Annotated in this window: 1 protein-coding gene; it reads right to left on the bottom strand. The window is 75.6% G+C overall.

Features of this window, described 5'->3' with window-relative positions; translation table 11 throughout:
- On the bottom strand, positions 1 to 234 hold a 234-nt coding region (locus IF89_RS40345; RefSeq protein WP_043195217.1), incomplete at both ends, for a hypothetical protein.

The following is a 234-nucleotide window of genomic DNA, read 5'->3' as shown; positions in this document are numbered from 1 at the left end:
CCCGTCGAAGACATCGTCCTCACCCGCGAAGCCGCCCCCCGCACCCGTGTAGGCGCGCCCCTCCTCCACTGCGGGGGAGAACCGCTGCTCGGGTGCGGCCAGCTCGCCGCGGTCGTCGAGGGTGCGCAGTCGGGTCGCGGCCAGCGCCGGGACGGGCGATCCGGGGATCTCCTCGTAGGCGATCTCGGTCACCGCGCCGAGGGGCGAGGCGACGCGGGTGATGACGGGGCCGTG

The sequence above is a fragment of the Streptomyces sp. NRRL F-2664 genome (genome assembly GCF_000719345.1).
GTDB lineage: Bacteria > Actinomycetota > Actinomycetes > Streptomycetales > Streptomycetaceae > Streptomyces.
Note: the sequence above shows the minus strand (reverse complement) of the source record. Positions and strands in the feature narration are given on the sequence as shown.